Origin of the sequence: Aeromonas encheleia (assembly GCF_900637545.1) — a bacterium.
GTDB classification, from domain to species: Bacteria; Pseudomonadota; Gammaproteobacteria; order Enterobacterales; family Aeromonadaceae; genus Aeromonas; species Aeromonas encheleia.
Genome location: NZ_LR134376.1, coordinates 2,699,422 through 2,716,978, shown reverse-complemented (window position 1 = coordinate 2,716,978; position 17,557 = coordinate 2,699,422). Strand labels below are relative to the sequence as shown.

Sequence of the window (17,557 nt, the reverse complement as noted above, 5' to 3'; positions counted from 1 at the left end):
CCGCCCCGACCGCGGGCGATGTCCCTGCTCGGCGCCATCGACCCGGCAATAACGGCTAAGCAATATGGGTAGGAGTTAACTTGGCTTCGAAGTTTCAAAACAGATTAGTGGGGACCGTCATCCTGGTCGCCCTGGTTGTCATTTTTCTGCCGGATCTGATGGACGGCCACAAGCTGGAGCAGAAGGACGAGGCGTTTGCCAAGATCCCGCTGCGCCCGGAACTGGAGCCGGCCAAGCCGGCGCTGCAGGTCTCGGCGGCTACGACCCTGCCGGCCGAGCACGTGGCCAGCCAGCAGGAGGCCGCCGCGGCCGAGCAGTGGCAGGTGGAGGAGATCGGGGGGGCTGTGACCCTGGCCGCCAATCAGCCGTCAGCCGCCCAGGCGCAGCAGCCGGTGACTCAGCCCAAGCCGCAGCCCAAACCCGAGGTGATCGCCAAGAAACCGGTCGAGCCGCCCAAGCCCAAGCTGGTACCGCCCAAGCCGGTCGAGGTGAAGAAGCCGGTGGAGACCAAGCAGCAGGCTGGCCAGATCAAGTCGATGGACGATCTCATCGCGAGCAAGATGGTGCAGCAGCCCACGACCCCGGCGCCCGCCGCGGCCGCGCCTGCCCAGGGCAGCTGGATCCTGCAACTCGGCGCCTTCAAGAACGTGGACAGCGTCAATGTGCTGGTGAGCAAGCTGCGGGCGGCGGGCTATTCGGCCCACACCTCGCCGAGAACGCCGGTACAGGGGCAGCTCAACCGGGTCTTCATCGGGCCGGATGTCTCCAAGGCCAAGCTACAGGGAATGCAGAGCAAGATAGGTCAGATGACCGGGCTCAGCGGCTCTGTGGTGGCGTACAACCCCTGATGCGGGTTTGACGAACGCCGAACAAAAAAATACCGCGCCTCGGCGCGGTATTTTTTTAGAACCTGTTCATGGTCTCACAGCGAGAGACCGGGCCGGTTTTTAGATACATTTCACCGGCTTGGGCAGACCGGCTATCTTGGTCGCCTGCTTGGCGGGTCCCTCCGGGAACAGCTTGTAGAGGTAGCGGCTGTTGCCCTTCTCGGGGCCGTACTGCTTCTCCATCGCCTTGACCAGGGCGCGGATGGCGGGGGAGGTGTTGAACTCCAGATAAAACGCCCGTACGAAGCGCACCACTTCCCAGTGCGGCTCCTCCAGCACTATGCCTTCCTGCTCGGCCAGCACCAGCGCCAGCGCCTCGCTCCAGTCCTCGATATGACGCAGATAGCCCTTGGCATCGGTCTCTATGATGTGGTCATTGAATTCCAGCACGTGCGTTTCGGGCGGCTGCTCAGACATAAGGGGCTCCTCGGGGGCTATCAGGATTGGGCGGGCATGGTAGCGCCTTGATCCCAACTGAGCAACCGGCGGCAGCCATTCAGCCGCCGGCGCTGTCTTGGTGCTGATCAGGTCATTGTCCCTGCCGGGTGCGCAGTTGGCCATCCATATGGACCAGGATCAGCCTCTTATCCGCCGGCACTGTTAGGTCATTGTCCTTGCTGGGTGAGCAGCTGGCCATCGTTGGCCAGCATCAGCAGCTCATCCGCCAGCTGGCTGATGTGATTGAGCTGCTGGGTCAGCATCAGCTGCTCCTCGCTGCTGTCCGGGGCGATGAGCGGGCACTGTCCCTCGAGCTGGGCCGGTACCTCGCCGGCCAGATGACCGGCGGCCCGCTCCAGGGTATGGCTGATGTGGCGGCTGATCTCGTCGAGCTCGGGGATGGGCTCTAGCTTGTCGCGATGGGCCCCCAGCGCCGAGATGTAGGAGAGCAGGGCGTGGTTGCGCCAGGTGAGGGTGAAACAGAGTTCGAGGAAGCGGCGGCGCTTGCTCGGCTCCACCAGCATGCTCTGCCAGGCCATGGCCAGCTCGCTGTCGGCGAGGTGGGCGCACTTGCGGGCCACCCGGTAGTCGAGGGACTCATCCCGCTGGCGGTGCAGGCTGGCGAGCACCGCCGAGAGATAGCGGGCGTTGGCCGAGAGGGAGTTGGCGATCAGCGTCGGCAGCCGCTTGTATTGCCAGTCCGGCCACAGCCAGGCCACCAGCGCATAGGAGAGCAGGCAGCCGAGGAAGGTGTCGAGCAGGCGCGGGCCCAGGATGGCGAAGCCGATGCCGTCCAGCAGGTTGAACGCCATCAGCACATAGAGGGTGATGAAGCAGACCGCGGCGCTGTAGTTGCTGCGCACCTGGGTGAAGAACAGGAAGGCGGCCAGCCCCATGATCCCCAGTTGCAGGTGCAGTTGGGGGAAGAGCCAGAGCACGGGCACGCCGATCAGCAGGCCGGCGAAGGTGCCGAGCATGCGTTGCACCAGCCGGCGACGAGTGGCGCTGTAGCTGGGCTGGCAGACGAACAGCACGGTCAGCAGGATCCAGTAACCCTTGTCCAGGCTGAATGCCTGCAGTATGCCGTAGCCTACCACCAGCCCGAGGGAGAGGCGCAGGGCGTGGCGAAATACCATGGAGTTCGGGGTGAGGTGTTGCTTGAGCAGGGTCAGCAGCGGCAGCGGCGTCGGCCTTGCCAGGGCGGGCAGGTTGGCTGAGGGCAGCGCCGGGTTCTGCAGCTCCTCGGCGCTGGCCAGCAGCTGGTTGATGCTGGCCAGGTTGCGGCGCAGGAACTTCATCGGCGTCAGCAGGGTCTTGGGATAGTGCTGCTTGAGGTGGGTAAACTCCAGCTGATCGCCGAGCGCCTCCAGGGTCCAGTGGATGCGCTTGTGGTGGGCATAGGGCTTGTGCACCAGGATGGCGTAGCCGAGCCGCTGGCAGGCCTCGGAGAGTTGCAGGAACACCTCCTGGAAGCCATCCAGCACTATGCCTTGCTTGAGCTCGGCCTCCAGCTTGCTGTAGGGGTAGTGGCTGGAGGTGGCGCGCTCCTGGATCTCCAGTGCCAGCAGATAGAGCCGCAGCAGGCTCGCGAGCTCGGGCGCCGCCTGATGGCGGGTGCTGAGGCGGGCGTTGAGCGCCGTCTTGGTCAGGTTGAGGGCATTGACCAGGTTGATGTTGAGTTGGGCCAGGTTGTGGCGAATGGCCTGGGCGCCGTGCTCGTCGGCCGGGAAGAAGCGGGACTTCTCCAGCAGGTAGCGGCCGAGGGCGAAGTAGCTCTGGGCGAGCTGCTCGTGCAGCGTCTTGTAGGGCAGCAGCCAGAGCCAGACGAGGGAGACCAGCCCGTACCAGAGCGCGCCGGCGCCGAGCGCCAGCGGTTGGTAGAAGAGATCCGGCGCCTTGGCGGCCCCCAGCATGGTGTAGATGGCGATGAGCAGGGAGCCGAAGCTGATGGTGGCGTAACGCTGGCCCAGCGCCCCCACCATCACGAAGATGAAGGTCGAGCCCGCGAGCCCCAGGGCGAACAGCCAGGGGGTAGGGAAGAGGTACTGCACGCAGAGGGAGGCAAACAGGAAGCAGACCAGCGTCATGGCGAGGTTCTTGACCCGGCCCCACAGACTGTCATCGGTCTCGGCGATGGCACCCGCCACCACCCCGAGGGAGAGCAGCACGGTCAGCGAGATGTCGCCACTGATCAGCGCGAAGGCGAGCAGACCCACTATGGCCAGCAGCACCTTGAGGGCGAAGTAGATGTGGCTGTCGGTCAGCAGACGGCGCAACAAACTGGAGAAGTCCATGGGCATGAGACAAGAGCAACCCTTGAATGAAACGAGAACGGGATACTAACCCGCCAAGCGCTAAGCGGCCCTGATTTGGATCAGGGCCGCTTAGCTTCATATCCTTGATTTACAACTTATCCTGACAAAAACAGGTGCCAATAAAAACCCCGCCGAAGCGGGGTTGTTCATCAGTTGCGGTTGCCGCCAAGCAGGCTCAGCAGGCTCAGGAAGATGTTGTAGATGGACACATAGAGCGTCACTGTGGCGGAGATGTAGTTGGTCTCGCCGCCGCGGATGATCTGCTGGGTGGTCAGCAGGATGGCGCCAGAGGAGAACAGCATGAACATGGCGGACAGGGCCAGGCTCAGGGCGCTCATCTGCAGGAAGATGTTGGCGACCATGGCCACCAGCAGCACCCAGAAACCGACGAACAGCATGCCGCCGATGAAGGAGAGGTCACGCTTGGTGGTCAGGGCATAGGCCGACAGCCCGAAGAAGGTCAGCGCGGTGCCGCCGAGTGCGGTCATCACTATCTCGCCACCACCATTATTCATATACATGTTGATGATGGGGCCCAGGCTATAGCCGAGCAGGCCGGTCAGGGCGAAGGTGAACACCAGCCCCATGCCGTTTTCGCGGTTCTTCTGGGTCAGGAACATCAGACCATAGACACCGATCAGGAACACGGCCCAGTGCAGGGGCGGCATGTTCATCACGGTGGCAACCCCGGCCACCACGGCAGAGAAGCCAAGAGTGAGGGAGAGCAGCATATAGGTGTTGCGCAGCACTTTGTTGGTGTCACGCGCGGCACTCTGGGTGCCAGTGTAGATAGAACGGGTATCCATCTTGGTGTCCTCTTGATTTCCGGGTTGAGGCGGCAGATTCCGCTTCGTTAACGCATTGTATGCACTGAATGTGTGGATGACGAGCGCTGATTTCAAGCGGCCCCCCAGCCTGTTGCGCCCTACTATCCCAGAGTAAATATGTATTGCATATGAACGAGGGCCTGACGTAGTATGCACGCCGTTCGGAGGGGTGGCAGAGCGGCTGAATGCACCGGTCTTGAAAACCGGCGATGGGCGACCATCCGTGGGTTCAAATCCCACCTCCTCCGCCATCTTCAGAGAAAGCCCAAGCGATTCATCGCTTGGGCTTTTTTGTGTATATGCATGCTTGGCATGCCACTGATGTATGCCAGTTGGTGTTGGCTGGCAGACTACCCTGCAGCACAGCTTTGGACTAAGGCTATCCTGCCATTGGTTATCCAAATCGGGGAGCACGTCATCGCCATACACCACGCGATAGTCAGTCTCGATCAGCCAGCCCGGTGCATATTATTCCAACAAAGCGTCAGTTATTCTCTATATCCCCTTCTCCTGTGGACAGCCAACAGGTCCATAAATCTGTCATCGCCAGGCTGTTTTATACCGTATTCAAGATGGTTAATTGACGATGGTAATCCTATATAGCCCCGGCTCAATCCGGCTGTGAGAAGGGGGCCGTGAAAAATAACGGCCACTTCCGACATGCACATTTCATGAGGGGTCGTGCAGCCGTGTGATAATAAGTGAGAGCATCCCCACGTTATGGAAATAGTGATTGTGATAGCGAGATATTTTTCAGGTATCTGAATATTGAGAAATATTTATTATTGAGGTGCCTGTCACACCCGCCAGTTCTATTTTGCAGAGACCACTGATAACCTCCATACCCCAATTTAAAGAAATAACAATCTGGTGTGATTGGGCCGTAATCCGTGCTGTAAAAGGGGTGTTTTATATGTCGACAATATTGATCCTGGTGGTGGTGGGGCTGGTTGCCTACGCCATGCTCAAGCGATTCAACCCGCAGGCAACTTTGCTGACGGCGGGCCTGGTGCTGCTGGCCTATGCCCAGTGGGCGGGGATCAGCAATATTCTGCCTGCCGAGAACAGCCAGGGATTCTGGTTCTTCGATCTGTGGGAGAAGTTTGCCATGGTGACCAACTCCCGTTTGGCCTCCACCGGTCTGACCTTGGTGGCGATCGCCGGTGTGGCAACCTACCTCAACCAGATTGGTGCCTCTGCCGCTCTGGTCAAGGCCACGTCCAAGCCAATCATGGCTCTCAAGAATCCCTATGTACTGCTGGCCATAATCCTGCTGCTGGTCTCTATCCTCTATGTCTTCATCACGGGGGCGACGTCGCTCTCCCTGCTGTTGATGGGCACCCTCTATCCATTGCTGCGTAACGCCGGGATCAGCGCCAAGACGGCGGTGGCGACCATCGTCATTCCCACCGCCTGGGAGTTTGGCCCCGGCCAGATCAATGCGGTGATCGGTGCCAAGGCGATCCATATCGAGGTGATGCCATTTGTGGTGGATCACCAGTTGCTGTTCCAGATTGCGCTGCTGGTGACCATACCGTTCGTCAACATCATGTGGCAGCGTCACTGTGACCGCAAAGAGGGGCACGATGCTGCCGCCGAGCGGGGCAAGTATCTGCACGAGCTGGAGGCAAAACACGAAAACACACCTGGCTACTACGCCCTGCTGCCAGTGATCCCTTTCGTGTTTCTGTTCGGCTTCTCCGAGCTGTTTGTCAGCGTCATCAAGATGACCATCCCGGTGGCCATGATGTCGACCATGACCCTCTGCATCATCATTGAGGCACTGCGTTACCGCTCTCTCAACAAGGCGTTTGCCAACTTCGAAGCCTGGCTGACAGGTACCGGCATGATATTCGGCAGCGTCTTGACCCTGATGCTGGCGGCCGAGTTCTTCTCTGCCGGCCTCACCAATATCGGTGCCATCACCCAGCTGATCGATCTGGCCAAGTCCTTCGACCTCAACCCCCTCGGGCTGTCGCTGGTATTCTCCCTCTTCATCCTGTTGACCGCTTTCATCACCGGCTCTGGCAATGCCCCCGTGATGGCGTTCATCCCCATAGTGCCGCTGGTATCGGGCCAGTTCGACATCAACCCGCTGCTGCTGCTGGTGCCCATCCTGTTTGCCGCTGGGATTGGCCGCACCATCTCGCCGGTCGCTGGGGTGATCATTACCGTCGCCGGCATCGCCAACCTGAGCCCGGTGGATGTGGTGAAACGCACCTTCGTGCCCATGATGGCGAGCATGGCTGTGGTGATGGTGCTGACAGCTATCCGCTATATCTGATTGATAAAATAAATACGCTAGCGCCTGCTTTTAGCAGGCGTTTTTTTAGGCTCTTCGCCGATCCCATGTTAGGTGCCTGGATTTGTTTCGTCGGATTTACAGAGGGTATAGATGATGCATCAACGGCTCTTGCCAGTACCAAAAGGTGTTCGTGTCACAGGTCGCTAAATGCATATTAAATTTATATGTTGGATTTTATGGCTCGAATGTCATGAAGAACTTCTGGTTAATACCGATCAAGCCTGAAATAGACTGATCCCCATATTATGGCGGCTATTGGTCTGGCTCAAGATAGCCGAGCTGGCTTGCTGCAAGATCTGAGTGCGCACTGAATTTGCCGATTCACTAGCCATATTGGTACCTTTGAGCCGGGATCGTACCGCATTCAGACATTCATGAGTGGTGCTGAGATTACGGACAGTGGCATCTAGCGTATTATCCTGCACCCCAATGTAAGAGCGCTGAACACCAAGCTGCTTCATCCCTGCATCCAGCGTCTTGATGGCCTGGTTTGCGCTCTTTTTATGCAACACATCTATGTGTTCGACGGTGTACTGCTCTGTTCATACGGTGGAATTGCTAATGGTTTGAGTAGCGTTCTCATCCTCCGTGACGGCATGCATTCACGAGCAGCCTGACGGCACGTAGTTCCCATCTCCTCAGCAGGAGGGATAGAGGGCCAATCCAGTGCTTCCAATATGGGAAAGGGGTTGGTTTTTTGTTGTGTCTGGATCCGTCGGTGCGCCGCCGGGGGAGGCTATCGGTCGGCGGTGATCGGTGACTACACTGGCTGGGTTGAAAGGACGGAGGGCATGTGCGCAGATTGGCGCAGTAGCAGGATCACACAGAGGGAACGGCCGATGGTTGTCATATGGAAGAGAGTTGTGTTGTCAGGAGGGCTGTTGCTGGTGGGGCTGGTGTCGGGTTGTGCCAACTTCGCCCCGACCCACATCGAGTATCTGAGCCAGGATCCCCCGCCAGGCACCATCCCCTATGGGAGGGTCGTCTATGTCGACGACGGCCAATGCCCGGATGGCCAGGTGAAGCGGCTGATCGGCGGCGATGCGAGCAAGAATATCCCTCGCCACGTGGAGTGCGTGCCGCGCCCCCAATAGCTGGCGGATAAGCAGGGGCCCTTGCCAGCGGGCAGGGGGATGTCAGGCCCCGACAGGATCATCACCATAAAAAGGCCCAAGCAGTTGCCTGGGCCTTTTCATTTCGATGGCGGAAGGACTTGCCGGGGCTAGAAGGCATCCCCCGGCACCCGTACCCAGCCTTCCATCAGGATGCGGGCGGAGCGCGACATCACCGCCTTGGTCACTGTCCACTCACCCTTCACCTGCCTCGCCTGGGCGCCGACCTTCAGGGTGCCTGAGGGGTGGCCGAAGCGCACGGCCTCGCGCTCGCCGCCACCGGCCGCCAGGTTCACCAGGGTGCCGGGGATGGCCGCTGCGGTGCCGATGGCCACGGCGCAGGTGCCCATCATGGCGTGGTGCAGCTTGCCCATGGAAAGCGCCCGCACCAGCAGATCGATCTCGCCAGCCAATACTTCCTTGCCGCTGGAGGTGCGGTAATCCCTGGGCGGTGCGACGAAGGCGACCTTGGGGGTGTGCTGGCGGGTGGCCGCCTCGGCAGGCGTCTTGATGAGGCCCATACGCAGGGCGCCGGCGATGCGAATGGCCTCGAAGCGGGCCAGCGCCTCGGGATCGCCGTTGATCGCCTCGCGCAGCTCGGTGCCGCTATAGCCGATCTCCTCCGCATTGACGAACACGGTGGGAATACCGGCGCTGATCAGGGTCGCCTTGAGGGTACCGATGCCCGGAACTTCCAGGTCATCGATCAGATTGCCGGTGGGGAAGAGGGCGCCGCCGTCCTCGCCATCGTCGGACGGGTCGAGAAACTCCAGCACGACTTCGGCGGAGGGGAAGGTGACCCCGTCCAGCTCGAAGTCACCTGTCTCCTGCACCTGACCGTTGCTGATCGGCACATGGGCGATGATGGTCTTGTGGATGTTGGCCTGCCAGATCCGCACCACGCAGATGCCGTCGTGGGGAATGCGGGCCGGATCCACCAGCCCCGCATGGATGGCGAAGGCGCCGGCGGCGGTGGAGAGGTTGCCGCAGTTGCCGCTCCAGTCGACAAAGGGCTTGTCGATGGCGATCTGGCCGTAGAGGTAGTCCACGTCGTGATCCGGCTGGCGGCTCTTGGCCAGGATCACGCACTTGGAGGTGGAGGAGGTGGCGCCGCCCATGCCGTCCATGTGGGCAGAGTAGGGGTCAGGGCTGCCGATCACGCGCATGAAGAGCGCATCGCGGGCCGGGCCCGGCACCTGGCAGCGCTCGGGCAGATCACCTAAGCGGAAGAACACCCCCTTGCTGGTGCCGCCGCGAAGATAGGTGGCCGGGATTTTCACTTGGCCTGGGTGAGCCACAGATGGATGGGCCATAAGGATCGTCCTGAATGATTCGGGTAATAAGGGTCGATTCCCCCGCCCCGCAAGGGGAGGGGGAATACCATATATCAACTGGCGGCCTTGTGGGTGGTCGCTTCCAGGAAGTCCTGGGCGAAGCGCTGCAGCACGCCGCCGGCCTCGTAGACCGAGACTTCCTCGGCGGTGTCGAGGCGGCAGGTCATGGGCACCTCGAGCGTCTCGCCGTTGCGCCTGTGAATGACCAGCACGAGATCGGTGCGCGGGGTGCGTGCACCCTTGACGTCATAGGTCTCGGTGCCATCCAGCCCCAGGGTCAGGCGGGTGGTGCCCGGCTTGAACTCCAGCGGCAGCACCCCCATGCCGATCAGGTTGGTGCGGTGAATGCGCTCGAAGCCTTCCGCCGCTATCACCTCCACCCCTGCCAGTCGAACGCCCTTGGCCGCCCAGTCACGGGACGAGCCCTGGCCGTAGTCGGCACCCGCCACTATGATCAGCGGCTGCTTGCGGGCCATGTAGGTTTCGATAGCCTCCCACATCCGCGTCACCTTGCCTTCCGGCTCGATGCGGGTCAGCGAGCCTTTCTTCACCTGGCCATCGACCACCGCCATCTCGTTCACCAGCTGAGGGTTGGCGAAGGTGGCGCGCTGGGCGGTCAGGTGATCGCCGCGGTGGGTGGCGTAGGAGTTAAAGTCCTCCTCCGGCAGGCCCATCTTGTGCAGGTACTCACCGGCCGCGCTGTTCATCATGATGGCGTTGGACGGGGAGAGGTGATCGGTGGTGATGTTGTCCGGCAACAGCGCCAGCGGCCTCATGCCCTTCATGGTACGTTCACCCGCCAGCGCCCCTTCCCAATAAGGTGGGCGACGGATATAGGTGCTCTGCGGACGCCAGTCATACAGGGGCGCCACTTTGGGGCCATGGTCTTCCTCTATGGTGAACATGGGGATATAGACCTGGCGGAACTGCTCCGGCTTCACCGAGGCCCTGACCACCGCATCGATCTCGTCATCCGACGGCCAGATATCTTTCAGGCGGATCTCGCGCCCGTCCACCACCCCCAGCACATCCTTCTCGATATCGAAACGGATGGTGCCCGCGATGGCATAGGCCACCACCAGCGGCGGCGAGGCGAGGAAGGCCTGCTTGGCGTAGGGGTGGATGCGACCGTCGAAGTTGCGGTTGCCCGACAACACGGCGGTGGCGTAGAGATCGCGCTCGATGATCTCCTGCTGGATGACCGGATCCAGTGCGCCGGACATGCCGTTGCAGGTGGTGCAGGCGAAGGCCACTATGCCGAACCCGAGCTGCTCCAGCTCGTGGTCAAGGCCCGCCTCCTTCAGATAGAGCGCCACCGTCTTGGAGCCCGGTGCCAGGGACGACTTGACCCAGGGTTTGCGGGTCAGGCCAAGCTGGTTGGCGTTGCGCGCCAGCAGCCCGGCGGCAATCACGTTGCGCGGGTTGCTGGTGTTGGTGCAACTGGTGATGGCGGCGATGATCACGGCGCCATCCGGCAGCAGGCCGTCGGCCTCCTGGGCGCGGGCCTTGTCCAGATCCACCGCTATGCCGCGGGCGGCCAGGTCGGAAACTGGCAGGCGGCGATGCGGGTTGGAGGGGCCCGCCAGGGTGCGCACCACGCTGGACAGATCGAAGTGCAGCACGCGCTCGTACTGGGCATTCGCCAGGCAGTCGGCCCAGAGGCCCGCCTCCTTGGCATAGGTCTCCACCAGCTTGACCTGCTCGCTGTCACGGCCGGTGAGCCGCAGGTAGTCGATGGTTTGCTGATCGATGAAGAACATGGCCGCGGTGGCGCCATATTCCGGTGCCATGTTGGAGATGGTGGCGCGATCCCCCAGGGTCAGGGCGCCTGCGCCCTCACCACGGAACTCCAGATAGGCGCCGACCACTTTCTCCTTGCGCAGGAACTCGGTCAGGGAGAGTACCACGTCGGTGGCGGTAATGCCGGGTTGCGGCTTGCCACTGAGCTCGACGCCGACGATCTCCGGCAGACGCATCCAGGAGGCGCGCCCCAGCATCACGTTCTCGGCTTCCAGGCCGCCCACGCCCACAGCTATCACCCCGAGGGCGTCGACGTGAGGGGTGTGGCTGTCGGTGCCGACACAGGTGTCCGGGTAGGCGAGGCCCCTGTCGTTGTGAATGACCGGCGACATCTTCTCCAGGTTGATCTGGTGCATGATGCCGTTGCCCGGCTGGATCACCTCGATGTTGCGAAACGCCTGCTTGGTCCAGTTGATGAAGTGGAAGCGATCCTCGTTGCGGCGATCCTCGATGGCGCGGTTCTTGGCGAACGCATCGGGATCGAAGCCGCCACACTCCACGGCCAGCGAGTGATCGACGATGAGCTGCACCGGCACCACGGGGTTGACCTGGGCGGGGTCACCGCCCTGATCGGCGATGGCATCGCGCAGACCGGCCAAGTCCACCAGCGCGGTCTGGCCCAGGATGTCGTGGCACACCACCCGGGCCGGGAACCAGGGGAAGTCGCGATCGCGTTTATTCAAGGCGATCTGGCCGAGGCACTCGCCGAGGATGGCCGGGTCGCACTTGCGCACCAGGTTCTCGGCATGGACGCGGGCGGTATAAGAGAGTTTGTCCCAGGCGCCGGGCTGGATGGCTTCGACCGCCGCACGGGCGTCGAAGTAGTCCAGCGCCGTGCCGGGCAGGGGCTTGCGGTATTGTGCGTTGGTCATCACTTGCGCTCCTGATTCTTCTCGGCATGGACACGGACTGTGTAGGAGAGTTTGTCCCAGGCGCCGGCCTGGATGGCTTCGACCGCCGCACGGGCGTCGAAGTAGTCCAGCACCGTGCCGGGCAGGGGCTTGCGATAGTGGCTGTTCATCACTTGCGATCCTTGAGCGGGACGAACACCAGATCCTCCGGGCCCACGTAGTTGGCGCTCGGGCGGATGATCTTGCCGTCGATGCGTTGCTCGATGACGTGGGCCGACCAGCCGGAGGTGCGGGCGATCACGAACAGCGGGGTGAACATGGCGGTGGGCACGCCCATCATGTGGTAGCTGACGGCGCTGAACCAGTCGAGGTTCGGGAACATCTTCTTGGCGTCCCACATGGTCGACTCCAGCCGCTCGGCGATGTCGAACATCTTGGAGTTGTGCTGCTCCTTGCTGAGCTCGCGGGCCACCTCCTTGATCACCTTGTTGCGCGGATCCGAGACGGTGTAGACAGGGTGACCGAAGCCGATGACCACCTCCTTCTTCTCGATGCGGGCACGGATGTCGGCCTCCGCCTCGTCGGGATTGTCGTAACGCTTCTGGATCTCGAAGGCCACCTCGTTGGCGCCGCCGTGCTTGGGCCCGCGCAGGGCACCGATGGCGCCGGTGATGCAGGAGAACATGTCGGAGCCGGTGCCGGCGATCACCCGACCGGTGAAGGTGGAGGCGTTGAACTCGTGCTCGGCGTAGAGGATGAGGGAGGTGTGCATGGCGCGCACCCAGGAGTCGCGTGGTGTCTGTCCGTGCAGCAGGTGCAGGAAGTGGCCGCCGATGGAGTCATCGTCTGTCTCCACCTCGATGCGCTTGCCGTTGTGGCTGAAGTGGTACCAGTAGAGCAGCACGGAGCCGAGGCAGGCCATCAGCTTGTCGGCGATGTCGCGGGCACCCGGGTGGTTGTGGTCGTCCTTCTCCGGCGACACACAGCCCAGCACCGAGACGGCGCTGCGCATCACGTCCATCGGATGGGCGGAGGGAGGCAGTTGCTCCAGTGCGGTCTTGACACCGGAGGGCAGGCCGCGCAGGGCCTTGAGCTTGGCCTTGTAGGCGGCCAGCTCGGCGACATTGGGCAGATGGCCATGCACCAGCAGGTGGGCGATCTCCTCGAATTCACAGCTGGTGGCGACATCGAGGATGTCATAGCCACGGTAGTGCAGATCGTTGCCGCTGAGGCCCACGGTGCAGAGGGCGGTGTTGCCGGCGGCGGTGCCGCTCAGGGCCACGGATTTCTTGGCTTTGAAGACGGGGGTGGTGGTCTCGGTGATTGCGCTCATTGCTTGTCTCTCCTTATACATTTGAGCCTGTCGGCCGCCCCTTACCTGTCACACAGGGGGCGACCGGCGGGTCTGTCATTCCTTGGTGAACAGGCGATCCAGTGTCTGCTCGTAGTGGTGGTAGCCGAGGAAGTCGTAGAGCGCTTCCCGGGTCTGCATGCTGTCGACCACGGCGCGCTGGTGGCCATCCTGGCGCAGTTGCTGATAGACGTTGAGAGCGGCCTGGTTGGCGGCGCGGGCGGCGCTCAGGGGGTAGAGCACCATGTCGACGCCGTGGTCGGCGAGGTGACCCTTGTCAAACAGCTCGGTCTGGCCGAATTCGGTCATGTTGGCGAGGATGGGGACCCCGGCCGCCTGCTTGAAACGGTCGTACTGGTCGAGTTTGGTCACCGCCTCGGCGAAGATCATGTCGGCCCCGGCGGCCACGTAGGCGGCGGCGCGCTCCAGCGCGGATTCGATGCCTTCCACTGCCAGGGCGTCGGTGCGGGCCATGATGACGAAGTTCTCGTCGGTGCGGGCATCCACCGCCGCCTTGATGCGATCCACCATCTCGGCCATGCTCACCACCGCCTTGTTGGGTCTGTGACCGCAGCGCTTCTGGGCAACCTGATCTTCCATGTGGACGGCGGCGACACCGCCCCGCTCGAAGGCGCGGATGGTGCGGGCTATGTTGAAGGCGCCGCCCCAGCCGGTGTCGATATCCACCAGCAGCGGCACCTGGGTGGCGGCGGTGATCCGCTCGGCATCGATCAGCACGTCGTTCATGGAGGTCATGCCCAGATCCGGCAGGCCGAAGGAGGCGTTGGCCACCCCGGCACCGGACAGATAGAGCGCCTTGAAGCCGCTACGCTCGGCCATCAGCGCCATGTAGGCGTTGATGGTGCCGACGATTTGCAGGGGTTTCTCGTTGGCCAGCGCGGTGCGAAAACGCGCCCCGGCCGAATGGGATAAGTTAGACATAGTGACTCCTTTCATGCTGCGGATATACCCATCTCACACTACGTTGACGTTAACGTCAATTATGCTTAAGTCAAAGGCCCGCCAATCGGCAGGCTCAGGCGGCTGCCTCTTGGATAATTCCATTTAATTCAATCAAGTATCTCTCATTGCCAACAACATGGGCGGTCGCCGTCGCGGCGCCGTCATGGTGGGTCAGGGCCGATTCTGGCGTCTTCCCCGAGGGGGGGCAACGAATTCGAGCGGGGTTGTCATGAGATGAAAAGTGGCTGTCGCCCGATGAAAAGCGGCCGTTTACGTAACCCCCTAGATTCAATCCGGACGAAGAGTTTCACTCACGAACGGATTGGAGAACTGAGATGGCCAACGCCATACGCTTTTATGAAACCGGGGGCCCGGAAGTGCTGCGCTACGAAGAGGTGGCGGTCGGTGAACCCGGTCCGGGCCAGGTCCGCCTGCGCCATGCCGCGGTCGGCCTGAACTATGCCGACACCTATTTTCGCAACGGCACCTACCCCATCCCCATGCCCAACGGCATGGGCGTCGAGGGGGCCGGCGTGGTGGAGGCCATCGGCGAGGGCGTCACCCATGTGGCGGTGGGCGATCGCGTCACCTACACCGGTTTCCTCAACACCCTCGGTGCTTACTCGACCGAGCGCCTGATCCCCGCCGCCCCGCTCATCAAGCTGCCGGACAACATAGCGTTCGAGACGGCGGCCGCCATGACCATGCGGGGCCTGACGTCCGCCTACCTGATGCGCCGCATCCACGACTTCAAACCCGGTGACAGCATCCTGTTGCACGCCGCCGCGGGCGGGGTGGGGCTCATCGTCGCCCAGTGGGCCAAGCTGCTCGGCCTGACCGTGATTGGTACCGTCTCCAGCGAGGCCAAGGCCGAGGTGGCCAGGGCCCACGGCTGTGACTTCACCATCGACTACAGCCATGAAGACGTGGCCAAGCGGGTGCGTGCACTGACCGAGGGCGCCGGCGTCGACGTGGTGTTCGACAGCGTCGGCAAGAGCACCTTCCTGGGCTCGCTCGATTCCCTCAAACGCCGCGGCCTGATGGTCTGCGTCGGCACCGCCTCCGGCCCCATCGACGGGTTCAACCCGCAGCTGCTGGCGATGAAGGGCTCCCTCTATCTGACCCGTCCGGCTCTGGCCGACTACATCGCCGACCCGGCCGAGAAGACGGCCCTGGCGAATGAGCTGTTCGACCACGTGGGCAGCGGCCGGATCAAGATCGAGATCAACCAGAAGTATGCGCTGCAGGATGCGGTGCAGGCCCACCGCGATCTCGAGTCGCGCAAGACCACGGGCTCATCGGTTTTCGTTATCTAGCAAGCGCGCGAGGCGGCCCCTCATGGGAGGAGCCGGCCTGCGAGGCGCATGGCGCAACAGACTTGTCATCGAGGGAGTGCATGACATGCGTGTAGAACAACTGACCTGCCATATCGGAGCGGAACTGAGTGGCGTCAACCTGGCGGATGCCGTTCATGATGAAGGGCTGTTCGCCGAGATCCGCTCCCTGCTGCTCAAGCACAGGGTACTGTTCTTGCGGCAGCAGGATATCAGCCGCAGCGATCACGTGGCCTTCGCCCGCCGCTTCGGCGAGCTGGAGGATCACCCGGTGGCGGGCAGCGATCCCGAGCATCCCGGGCTGGTGCGCATCTACAAGTCGCCGGAGGTGCCCAACGATCGCTACGAGAACGCCTGGCACACCGACGCCACCTGGCGCGACAAGCCGCCCTTCGGTTGCGTGCTGCGCTGCGTGGAGTGCCCGCCGGTGGGCGGCGACACCCTCTGGGCCAACATGGTGGTGGCCTATGAGAAGCTGCCGGAGGAGATCAAGCAGAAGATCGCCGGCCTGCGCGCCCGCCACAGCATAGAGGCGAGCTTCGGGGCGGCCATGCCCATCGAGAAGCGGCTGGCGCTCAAGGCCCAGTTCCCGGATGCCGAGCACCCCGTGGTGCGCACCCATCCGGACACCGACGAGAAGATCCTGTTCGTCAACGCCTTCGCCACCCACTTCACCAACTACCACACCCCGGAGCACGTGCGCGTTGGTCAGGACTACAGCATGGGCGGCAGCGATCTGCTGCGCTATCTGATAAGCCAGGCCTATGTCCCCGAGTATCAGGTGCGCTGGCGCTGGCAGCCCAACAGCATCGCCATCTGGGACAACCGCAGCACCCAGCATTATGCCGCCATGGACTATCCGCCCTGCCACCGCAAGATGGAGCGGGCCGGGATCATGGGCGACCAACCCTTCTGATATCACGCCGGGCAGGGTTGCCCGGCACACAGCCAGTCTTCATTCAAGGAGAGAACAGATGCAATTCTTTGACGATTCCCTGCACCCGGAAAACATGGAAAAAGTGGTGATCACCGTGGCCCCGTACGGTCCCGAGTGGGCGCCTGGCGACTTCCCGGAAGACATCCCGGTGACCATGGAGGAGCAAATCCAGAAGGCGGTCGACTGCTACGAAGCGGGCGCTACCGTGTTGCACCTGCATGTGCGCGAGCTGGATGGCTCCGGCTCCAAGCGCCTGTCCAAGTTCAACGAGCTGATCGCCGGGGTGCGCAAGGCGGTGCCTGACATGATCATCCAGGTCGGCGGCTCCATCTCCTTCGCGCCGGAAGGCGAGGGGGAGGCGGCCAAGTGGTTGTCGGACGACACCCGCCACATGCTGGCCGAGCTGACGCCGAAGCCGGATCAGGTCACGGTCGCCATCAACACCACCCAGATGAACATCATGGAGCTGCTCTACCCGGAATACCTGGCGGGCACCTCCCTGGAGCACCCGGCCCTGAAGGCGGCCTACAGCGAGATGACGGTCCCGGCCGGTCCGGCCTGGGTGGCCGAGCACCTCAAGCGACTGATGGCCAACGGCATCCAGCCCCACTTCCAGCTGACCGGCATGCACGCCATGGAGACCCTGGAGCGGCTGGTGCGCAGGGGCGTCTACATGGGGCCGCTCAACCTGACCTGGATCGGCATCGGCGGCGGCTTCGACGGCCCGAACCCGTTCAACTTCATGAACTTCGTCCACCGCGCACCGGATGGCTGCACCCTGACCGCCGAATCCCTGCTCAAGAACGTGTTGCCCTTCAACATGATGGCCATGTCCATTGGGCTGCACCCGCGCTGCGGCATCGAGGACACCATCATAGGCCAGCACGGCCAGCGCATGAGCTCGGTCGAGCAGATCCGCCAGTGCGTGCGGGTCGCCCACGAGCTGGGGCGTGAGGTGGCGAACGGCAAGGAGGCCCGCGCCATCTATCGCATCGGCGTCCAGTACGACAGCATCGAAGAGACGCTGCAGGCCAACGGCATGGCGCCCAATCGCCGTACCGGGGAGAAAGGCGTGCCACGGGGCGTCTGAGCCAGATGGGTCG

The 17,557-nt window shown here is 62.5% G+C and carries 15 protein-coding genes and 1 tRNA gene; 7 read left to right on the top strand and 9 right to left on the bottom strand.

Annotation, left to right across the window (positions count from 1 at the left end):
- The first annotated feature begins 80 nt into the window (after positions 1-80).
- The gene (gene dedD, locus EL255_RS12520) at positions 81-848 is read left to right on the top strand and encodes a cell division protein DedD (protein ID WP_042652490.1); all 768 of its coding nucleotides are present in this window, start codon (positions 81-83) and stop codon (positions 846-848) included.
- A gap of 99 nt (positions 849-947) precedes the next feature.
- On the opposite strand, the gene EL255_RS12515 is transcribed toward dedD, so the two are convergent.
- The 3 genes from EL255_RS12515 to EL255_RS12505 all read right to left on the bottom strand — a co-directional run bounded on the left by EL255_RS12515 (position 948) and on the right by EL255_RS12505 (position 4,446).
- Entirely contained in the window at positions 948-1,304 is a 357-nt protein-coding gene (locus tag EL255_RS12515; RefSeq protein WP_042652489.1) for a TusE/DsrC/DsvC family sulfur relay protein, read from the bottom strand.
- A 188-nt stretch (positions 1,305-1,492) separates the two neighbouring features.
- Positions 1,493-3,625 carry a YccS family putative transporter gene (yccS, locus tag EL255_RS12510; protein WP_042652488.1) on the bottom strand — a complete coding sequence of 711 codons (2,133 nt, stop codon included), beginning with the start codon at positions 3,623-3,625 and terminating at the stop codon, positions 1,493-1,495.
- Positions 3,626-3,789: 164 nt separating this feature from the next.
- The gene (locus tag EL255_RS12505; RefSeq protein WP_042652487.1) at positions 3,790-4,446 is read right to left on the bottom strand and encodes a Bax inhibitor-1/YccA family protein; all 657 of its coding nucleotides are present in this window, start codon (positions 4,444-4,446) and stop codon (positions 3,790-3,792) included.
- Between the two features lie 184 nt (positions 4,447-4,630).
- Here EL255_RS12505 and EL255_RS12500 point away from each other — a divergent pair.
- Together EL255_RS12500 and dcuC are read left to right on the top strand one after the other, a co-directional pair.
- Positions 4,631-4,718: transfer RNA gene (locus EL255_RS12500), tRNA-Ser, on the top strand.
- Between the two features lie 662 nt (positions 4,719-5,380).
- On the top strand, positions 5,381-6,751 hold the full coding sequence (dcuC, locus tag EL255_RS12495) for a C4-dicarboxylate transporter DcuC (RefSeq protein WP_042652486.1): 1,371 nt from the start codon (positions 5,381-5,383) through the stop codon (positions 6,749-6,751).
- A 236-nt stretch (positions 6,752-6,987) separates the two neighbouring features.
- On the opposite strand, the gene EL255_RS12490 is transcribed toward dcuC, so the two are convergent.
- The gene (locus EL255_RS12490) at positions 6,988-7,233 is read right to left on the bottom strand and encodes a flagellin (RefSeq protein ID WP_048823089.1); all 246 of its coding nucleotides are present in this window, start codon (positions 7,231-7,233) and stop codon (positions 6,988-6,990) included.
- Between the two features lie 402 nt (positions 7,234-7,635).
- On the opposite strand from EL255_RS12490, the gene EL255_RS12485 reads away from it, so the two are divergent.
- A complete protein-coding gene (locus tag EL255_RS12485; RefSeq protein ID WP_126623346.1) occupies positions 7,636-7,866 on the top strand; it encodes a DUF6719 family protein in 231 nt (76 codons plus the stop codon).
- A 128-nt stretch (positions 7,867-7,994) separates the two neighbouring features.
- Here the strand turns inward: EL255_RS12485 and prpF are convergent, their stop codons facing one another.
- The 5 genes from prpF to prpB form a co-directional block, all read right to left on the bottom strand.
- Complete coding sequence (gene prpF / locus EL255_RS12480; RefSeq protein ID WP_197720889.1) at positions 7,995-9,197, bottom strand: 2-methylaconitate cis-trans isomerase PrpF; 1,203 nt, start codon at positions 9,195-9,197, stop codon at positions 7,995-7,997.
- Positions 9,198-9,271: 74 nt separating this feature from the next.
- Positions 9,272-11,890 (bottom strand): Fe/S-dependent 2-methylisocitrate dehydratase AcnD, encoded by a 2,619-nt coding sequence (gene acnD / locus EL255_RS12475; RefSeq protein ID WP_042652485.1) that lies wholly within the window; start codon positions 11,888-11,890, stop codon positions 9,272-9,274.
- Positions 11,890-12,039, bottom strand: a complete 150-nt coding sequence (locus EL255_RS21360) for a hypothetical protein (protein ID WP_157013107.1) — start codon at positions 12,037-12,039, stop codon at positions 11,890-11,892. The genes acnD and EL255_RS21360 overlap by 1 nt, the downstream gene beginning before the upstream one ends.
- The gene (prpC, locus tag EL255_RS12470) at positions 12,039-13,202 is read right to left on the bottom strand and encodes a bifunctional 2-methylcitrate synthase/citrate synthase (protein ID WP_042652484.1); all 1,164 of its coding nucleotides are present in this window, start codon (positions 13,200-13,202) and stop codon (positions 12,039-12,041) included. Before prpC ends, EL255_RS21360 begins: the two co-directional genes overlap by 1 nt.
- 75 nt (positions 13,203-13,277) lie before the next feature.
- Positions 13,278-14,162 (bottom strand): methylisocitrate lyase, encoded by an 885-nt coding sequence (gene prpB / locus EL255_RS12465; RefSeq protein WP_042652483.1) that lies wholly within the window; start codon positions 14,160-14,162, stop codon positions 13,278-13,280.
- A 356-nt stretch (positions 14,163-14,518) separates the two neighbouring features.
- Here prpB and EL255_RS12460 point away from each other — a divergent pair, with 356 nt between their 5' ends.
- The 3 genes from EL255_RS12460 to EL255_RS12450 all read left to right on the top strand — a co-directional run bounded on the left by EL255_RS12460 (position 14,519) and on the right by EL255_RS12450 (position 17,544).
- Entirely contained in the window at positions 14,519-15,499 is a 981-nt protein-coding gene (locus EL255_RS12460) for a quinone oxidoreductase family protein (protein WP_042652482.1), read from the top strand.
- An 85-nt stretch (positions 15,500-15,584) separates the two neighbouring features.
- The gene (locus tag EL255_RS12455; RefSeq protein WP_042652481.1) at positions 15,585-16,433 is read left to right on the top strand and encodes a TauD/TfdA dioxygenase family protein; all 849 of its coding nucleotides are present in this window, start codon (positions 15,585-15,587) and stop codon (positions 16,431-16,433) included.
- 58 nt (positions 16,434-16,491) lie between these two features.
- Positions 16,492-17,544, top strand: coding sequence for a beta-keto acid cleavage family enzyme (locus EL255_RS12450; RefSeq protein ID WP_042652480.1), 1,053 nt, complete (start codon positions 16,492-16,494; stop codon positions 17,542-17,544).
- Positions 17,545-17,557 lie beyond the last annotated feature (13 nt).